Genomic DNA, 6377 nt, shown 5'->3' on the forward strand with positions numbered 1-6377 from the left:
GATCCGATCCGCTCAGAGGCGGAACGAATCGCCGGCCAGCCGCCGGACACGGTCCTCGTCGACGAGGTGGCCGAGGCCTGGCTGGGTGAGGGGGACGGCGACGACGCCGCCGGAGGCTCCGACCGGCGGCGTCACGATCTGGGCGCTGCGCGGCGGCTCGGTGACATCGCTGGGCAGCGTGCACCCCGGCAGGCTGGCGACCGCCACCGTGGCGGCGCGCGCGAGGCCGGTGCCCCTCCCCCCGGCGGCGGTGATGTCCCATCCCGCCGCCATCGCCCGGTCGTGCGCGGTCCGTACGGCGCGAAGCGAGCCGAACCGGGACGGGCGGAGCAGCAGCGCCCTCCCCGCCCGCGCCGCGATGGCCTCCTCCAGTGCCGCCACCGAGTGGACCTCGATCGCCACCCGCGACGAGATCCGCTCCTGCAGCTCAGCGTGCAGATCGAGGTCGGCGGGGGTGTACGGGCCGCCGAAAGGCCGCTCGATGGCGGTCACGTCGTAGGCGTCCAGCGCCTCCAGCGCCGTGAGGTCGGTGTAGGCGCCCCGGCCGTCCACCGAGAGCGCCAGGGCCGGGTACGCCTGCCGCACCGCGCGCACCGGCTCGACGTCCCACCCGGGGTGCACGTCGAGGGTCACGTGGGCGTACCCGGCGCACACGTGCCGGTTGACCCGGGCGACCATCGCCTCCAGGGACCGCTCCGCGGCCAGCCGCACGGTGGCCATCAGGGACGTGCGGCTGCCGCCGAGCGCGTGGGCCAGCGGTACGCCCTGCATCCGCGCCCACAGGTCCCAGCAGGCCAGGTCCACCGCGGTGCCGCCGGGGACGGTGCCCAGCTCGTCGGGGTGCTCCCAGTCGACGCCGAGGAGGGCCGGGCCCAGCGACTCCTCCAGCGTCGTCCACGTCTTCGCGAGCAGATCCTCGCGGTCGCCCTCCCCCCGCTCGTGCACCGCCCTCCCGTGGAGGTCCTCCTCGGTCTCGCCCTCCTCGCGAGCGGTCCCTCCGGCGTCGTCACCGGAGATCGCCGGTGCGGCGGCGGCCGCGTGCGGCCGTTCATGGTGGGGGCGTGCCGTGTCCTGGACCGCCCGGCCCGCGGTCGCCCCCCGGACCGGCCGGCGTTCGGCGGACTGCACGACCTCGCCCCAGCCGGTCATGCCGCCATAGTCGGTGAGCTTGACCAGGATGCTCTCCGGACGCCTGCCGTAGGGCAGCACCAGCCGGAAGACCTCGAGCTCACGAACACGCGGCATGGAACCCCCTCGTCGAACACCTATCCCTTCCATGGTGCCCGTTGCGCGGACGCGCACCAAACGCGGCCCGTCCGCGCGGAAACCTTCCGCTGGTCGCCGAGGGGTTCCCGCCAGCGATGATCGTCCCGCCGGCGCACGACGTTCGGCCGCGCGGGCGGCCGTGGAGACGCCGCCGGAAGGACGGCCGTGGACGGCGCGCCAGAGGTACGGCCGTGGACGACGCGCCGCCGTGAGGATGTCCGTGGACGGAGGTACGGCCGTGGACGGAGGTACGGCCGTGGAGAGGTACGGCCGCGGCCCCGCCGGATGGGGGGGACCTTCAGCGCTGGACCCGGCCCGCGATCAGCGGGCCCATCGCCGCCTGGCCGACGATCAGCCCGAAGCAGGCCAGGTACACCCACCAGGCCGCGCCGAACCCGGCGAACACCGCGCCGGTGACGGCGATGACCACGACCGAGAAGACGGACTCGCCGATCTGCAGCGAGGAGCTGTTCCTGCCCTCCTCCCCCGCGTCGGAGAGCTCCAGGGTGAGGACCGACAGCGTCGGGTACACAAGGCCGATGCCGAACCCGGCGCACAGCCAGGCGGCCAGGCCGGCGAGCAGCGGAACCGCGTCGAAGGCCAGGAGCGCCGTGCCGGCGATGCCCGCGGTGAGCAGCGAGGTGCCGACGCGCAGCAGCAGCTTCCGGTCGTACCGCCCGCGCCCCTGGATCCACGACGCCAGCGACCAGGTGAGCGCCGACCCGGTGAGGAAGAGACCCGCCTGCGTCGGACTGAGCCCCCGTTCCGCCGTCAGCATGAGCGGCACGAACACGTCGGCGGCGAACGACGCTCCGGCCGCCAGGCCGCGCAGGAGGACCACGGTGGGGAACCCCCGTGCCGCGCGCATCGTGCCGCGCGGCAGCAGCCGGGGAAGGGCGACGGCGAGGACGACCAGCCCCGCCACGAGCAGCACGTACCCGCCTCCGCCGAGACCGCTGCCGTACTGGAGCAGCGCGGCGCCGACGGCCACCACGGCGCCCCATGCCAGCAGGGGTCCGAACCCGGCGCGGGAGGGCGCCGGCTGCGGCCCGTCCTGCGGCGGGGCGGCCGTCGCCCGCCCGGCCATCCCTCGCCAGAGCACCACGGCGGCCGGGGCGACGAACAGCGGGATGCCGAGGAAGATCCATCGCCATCCGATGTGCTCCACGACGGCGCCCGTGATCGCCGGGCCGACGATGGAGGGGAGCACCCACGCCGCCGCCAGCAGGGAGAAGACCCTCGGGTGCATCACCGAGGGGTACACCTGCGCCACGACGACGTACAGCGCCACCGAGAACAGCCCGCCGCCGATGCCCTGCACGAAACGGCCGATGATCAGAACGTGCATCGTGGGCGCCAGCCCGGCGATGAGCAACCCGGCGGTGAACCCGCCGACCCCCGCCCACAGCGGCGCGACCGGTCCCCGGACGTCGCTCCACCGGCCGCCGGCCACGGTGGCGATCACGCTCGCCGCCATCGACCCGCTGAAGGCGAGCCCGTAGAGCGGTAACCCGTCCAGCGACCGGGCGACCACCGGCATGGCCGTCGCCACCGCGAGGTATTCGAACGCGATGAGGAGCACGAGGGCGACCATCCCGGCGCTCAGCCCCCGGTAGGGACGGCTGAGCACACCGGGAGGCGCGCTGACGGGAGGATCGATCACAGCTGAGGACACCTGTCCAACGTAGGGGCCATCCTCACCGGCCACATCCGCCCCCTCCCTCGGACTTTCGTCCTAAGCCGCCCCACGGTCCTAAGCCGTCCACAATCTTGAGCCGTCCCCCAGTCTTGAACCGTCCCCAGCGGTACGACCGGCCCCTCGTGCCCGGCAGCTCCGGCCCCTCACATCCCGGCAGGATCGACTCCTCGCGTCCTGGTACGGCCGGGCTCCTCACGTCGCGGCGCGGACGGCGAGGGTGCGTTCTGCCCACTGGGCGATGTCGCGACGCTCGATGGCGGCGGCCATGAGGCCGGGGAAGGCGTCCGGCGTGCAGGCGAAAGCGGGGACGCCCAGGGCGGCCAGCGCCTCGGCGTTGTCACGGTCGTAGTGCGGCTGGCCCTCGTCGGAGAGGGCGAGCAGCACGATCACCTGAACGCCGGCCGCCGTCATGGCCGCGACCCTGCGCAGCATCTCCTCCCGGACCCCGCCCTCGTACAGGTCGCTGATGAGGATGAAGATGGAGTTCGCGGGACGGGTGATCAGGCCCTGGCAGTAGGCGATGGCGCGGTTGATGTCGGTGCCACCGCCGAGCTGCGTCCCGAACAGCAGCTCCACGGGATCGTGCAACTGGTCGGTGAGGTCCACCACGCTGGTGTCGAACACCACAAGGGAGGTGCGGAGCGAGCGCATCGACGCGAGCACCGCCCCGAAGACGCTGGAGTACACCACCGACGCCGCCATCGAGCCGCTCTGGTCGATGCAGAGCGTGACCTCGCGGATCACCGCGCGCTGCCTGCGGGCGTACCCGACCAGCCGGGACGGCACGACGGTGTTCTTCTCCGGCAGGTAGTTCTTGAGGTTGGCGCGGATCGTACGGTCCCAGTCGATGTCGGCGGCCCGGCGCGGCCGGTGGGTGCGGGCCGACCGGTCGAGCGCCCCGGTGACGGCGGTCCTCGTGCGCTGCGCCAGCCGGCGTTCCAGATCACTGACCACCTTCCTGACGACCGCGCGTGCCGACCGCCGCGCGGTCTCGGGCATCACCCGGTTGAGCGACAGCAGCGTGCCGACGAGGTGGACGTCGGGTTCGACGGCCTCGAGCATCTCGGGTTCGAGCAGCAGGCGGGTGAGGTTGAGCCGCTCGATGGCGTCCTTCTGCATCACCTGGACGACCGTCGAGGGGAAGTACGAGCGGATGTCCCCGAGCCACCGCGCGACCCGGGGCGCCGATGCGCCGAGACCCGCACCGCGCTCGGCGTCGCCGCCCCCGCGCCCTCCCTCGCCGGTGCCCCGGCCGCCGTTGTACAGCGCGGCGAGCGCCGCGTCCATCTGGGCGTCCCTGCCGCCGAGGGCGCAGCCCGTGCCGTCGGCCTCGCCGCCCAGCACCAGCCGCCACCGCCGCAACCGCTCGTCCATCAGCCGATCCCTCCACTCGTCCCGCGCCCGAACGGTTCCCCCGGACACTTCCTCCACCTGGCACGCCGGCGCATCAGCCGCTCCCCAAGATCGTGAGTACGGTGCGCACGGCCGGGGCCGCGCGGTTTTCGTCGGCTTCGGGGGCGGTGGCCCTGCCGGTCTCACCGGAGGAGACCCTTCCGCCGATGGCCCGGCGTTCGGGTGGCGCGAAGGCCCCGAAGGTCCGGCGGAGCAGGGGAAGCACGTCGACGAACGCCTCCTCCGTCAGGCCGGTCAGCCACGTGTCGATGAGGCCGAGCAGGCCCGCGTCGTGGACGAGCAGAAGGCCGCTGCCCGAAAGGAACCCCTCCACCCAGGCCGCTGCCCGCGCGGGAGGATTGCCCGCCGACATCGACCGGGACATACGCCGCGCGACCTCCTCGGCGGGGATCGTGCCCGCGTCGAGCAGGATGCGGGTGAGCCTGCCGCCGATCAACCCGTGCAGGTCGCGCCGCTCGGCGACTCCCCGCAGCGCCGCCAGCCAGCCCTCCCTGCGGGACTCCAGCAGGCCGATCGACGCGTGGACGGCGTCGACGTGCCCCAGCAACTCGCGGGCCGAGTCGTCGTCCAGCCCGGTCACCGCCGCCGAGAGCCCCGCGCAGATGCGGCTCAGCAGCGACTCCACGATCACCGACAGGCCTTCGGCCGGGGTGCCGCGCACGTCGCCGTACCGCTGCGCGCGTACCAGCGCGGGCAGGGCCGCCATCAAGTGGGTGACGTCGCTGTCGAGCGCCGCCCTGGTCGCGATCGACGACAGGACCTCGGGCAGGGCCTCCGGCAGGTCGGCGAGCAGGCAGCGCTCCGCCACCCCGGTGAGCTCCGCCAGCGATCTCGGAGGGGAGGCGGCGGCAGGCCCGTGCCCCGCGTGCCGGGCCGTCCGCGCGGAGCCGAGATCGACGAGCTCGCGCACCCGGGCGGCGGCCGCGGCCGGGACGGTGGTGCCGTACCCGCTCGCCTCGATGAGGTCGATGTCGAACTCGGGACGCCATTCGAGCGTCCAGGACTCACGGAAGGTGCCCTTGCCCCGCGCCTCACGCGGCGAGCCCCATTCGACCCCGATCAGGCCGAGCCGGTGCAGGAGGCGGCTGCGATCGAGATCGAGGGGCTTGCGCAGATCGAGATCGAGGTCGCGTTCGAGGGCGTCGGGCCGGAGCTTCAGGCGTCGCTGCCGGTCGCGCAGATCGCGCTGGAGCGGGACCATGGGCGTGCCGTCCGGGACGCGGCCCAGACGCTCCCCCACGACCATGCGCCGCTGGATCAACTCCACCGGCAGCTCGTCGCCCTCGCAGAGCACCGCCCGGACCGCCTCGGTCACCTCGCTCAGCCCGGCCAGCGGGCGTCCCCGGACGATCGCGAGGCCGTCCGCCAGCCGCACGGCCTCGATGACGTGGGCGGAGGAGACCGGCAGGTCCTCCTCACGCAGCACGCCGGCGGCCGCGGTGAGCCACCGCTCGATCGGGCGGTCGGGCGCGGTGAACAGGTGGTCGTACCAGCCCGGCGAGGTGATGCCGGCGCCGTAGCCGCTCCAGGAGGCGAGGCGCCCGTAGGTCCAGGGAACCCAGGTCATCTCGACCTTCACCTTGGGAAGCCCGCGCAGCAGGCGGTCATCCGGCGCGGCCGGGCCGAGCTCACGCAGGGCGGGCACGTGCCAGGCGCCGCAGACCACCGCGACGCGTTCGTACCCCTCCTTGAAGGCGGTGCGCATGGTCTTGCGCATGTACGCCTCGCGCCGCGCCTCGTGCTCGTGCGGGAGGTACCCCTCCCTGACCGCCGCCATCGCCTCGGCGATCACCTCGAAGGGCGTGTCCCCGCGATGCTCGACGGCGTCCTCCCACCACCGTTCCGGATCGTCGTGCCCGGCCGCCCGCGCGAGCTCCCCGATCGGATCACGATGCACAACGGGGCGCCCCTCACCCGCATCCCCACCATCCCCCGGCGCCCCCCGCCCGCCCAAGCCATCCCCCGACGCCCCCGGCCCACCCGAACCACCGCCGGGCGC

4 protein-coding genes are annotated in these 6377 nt (G+C 73.9%); all 4 read right to left on the reverse strand.

Features of this window, described 5'->3' with window-relative positions; genetic code table 11:
- Positions 1-12: 12 nt before the first annotated feature.
- Positions 13-1245: an enolase C-terminal domain-like protein gene (locus MYF83_RS23330; RefSeq protein WP_248962753.1), complete on the reverse strand. Its 1233-nt coding sequence runs from the start codon at positions 1243-1245 to the stop codon at positions 13-15.
- Between the two features lie 319 nt (positions 1246-1564).
- Positions 1565-2929, reverse strand: a complete 1365-nt coding sequence (locus MYF83_RS23335) for an MFS transporter (RefSeq protein WP_248962754.1) — start codon at positions 2927-2929, stop codon at positions 1565-1567.
- A 228-nt stretch (positions 2930-3157) separates the two neighbouring features.
- Positions 3158-4339, reverse strand: a complete 1182-nt coding sequence (locus tag MYF83_RS23340; RefSeq protein ID WP_248962755.1) for a VWA domain-containing protein — start codon at positions 4337-4339, stop codon at positions 3158-3160.
- A 73-nt stretch (positions 4340-4412) separates the two neighbouring features.
- On the reverse strand, positions 4413-6377 hold a 1965-nt coding region (locus MYF83_RS23345; protein ID WP_443729300.1), incomplete at its 5' end, for a DUF5682 family protein.

The organism is Sphaerisporangium perillae, from assembly GCF_023276435.1.
Classification (GTDB): Bacteria; Actinomycetota; Actinomycetes; order Streptosporangiales; family Streptosporangiaceae; genus Sphaerisporangium; species Sphaerisporangium perillae.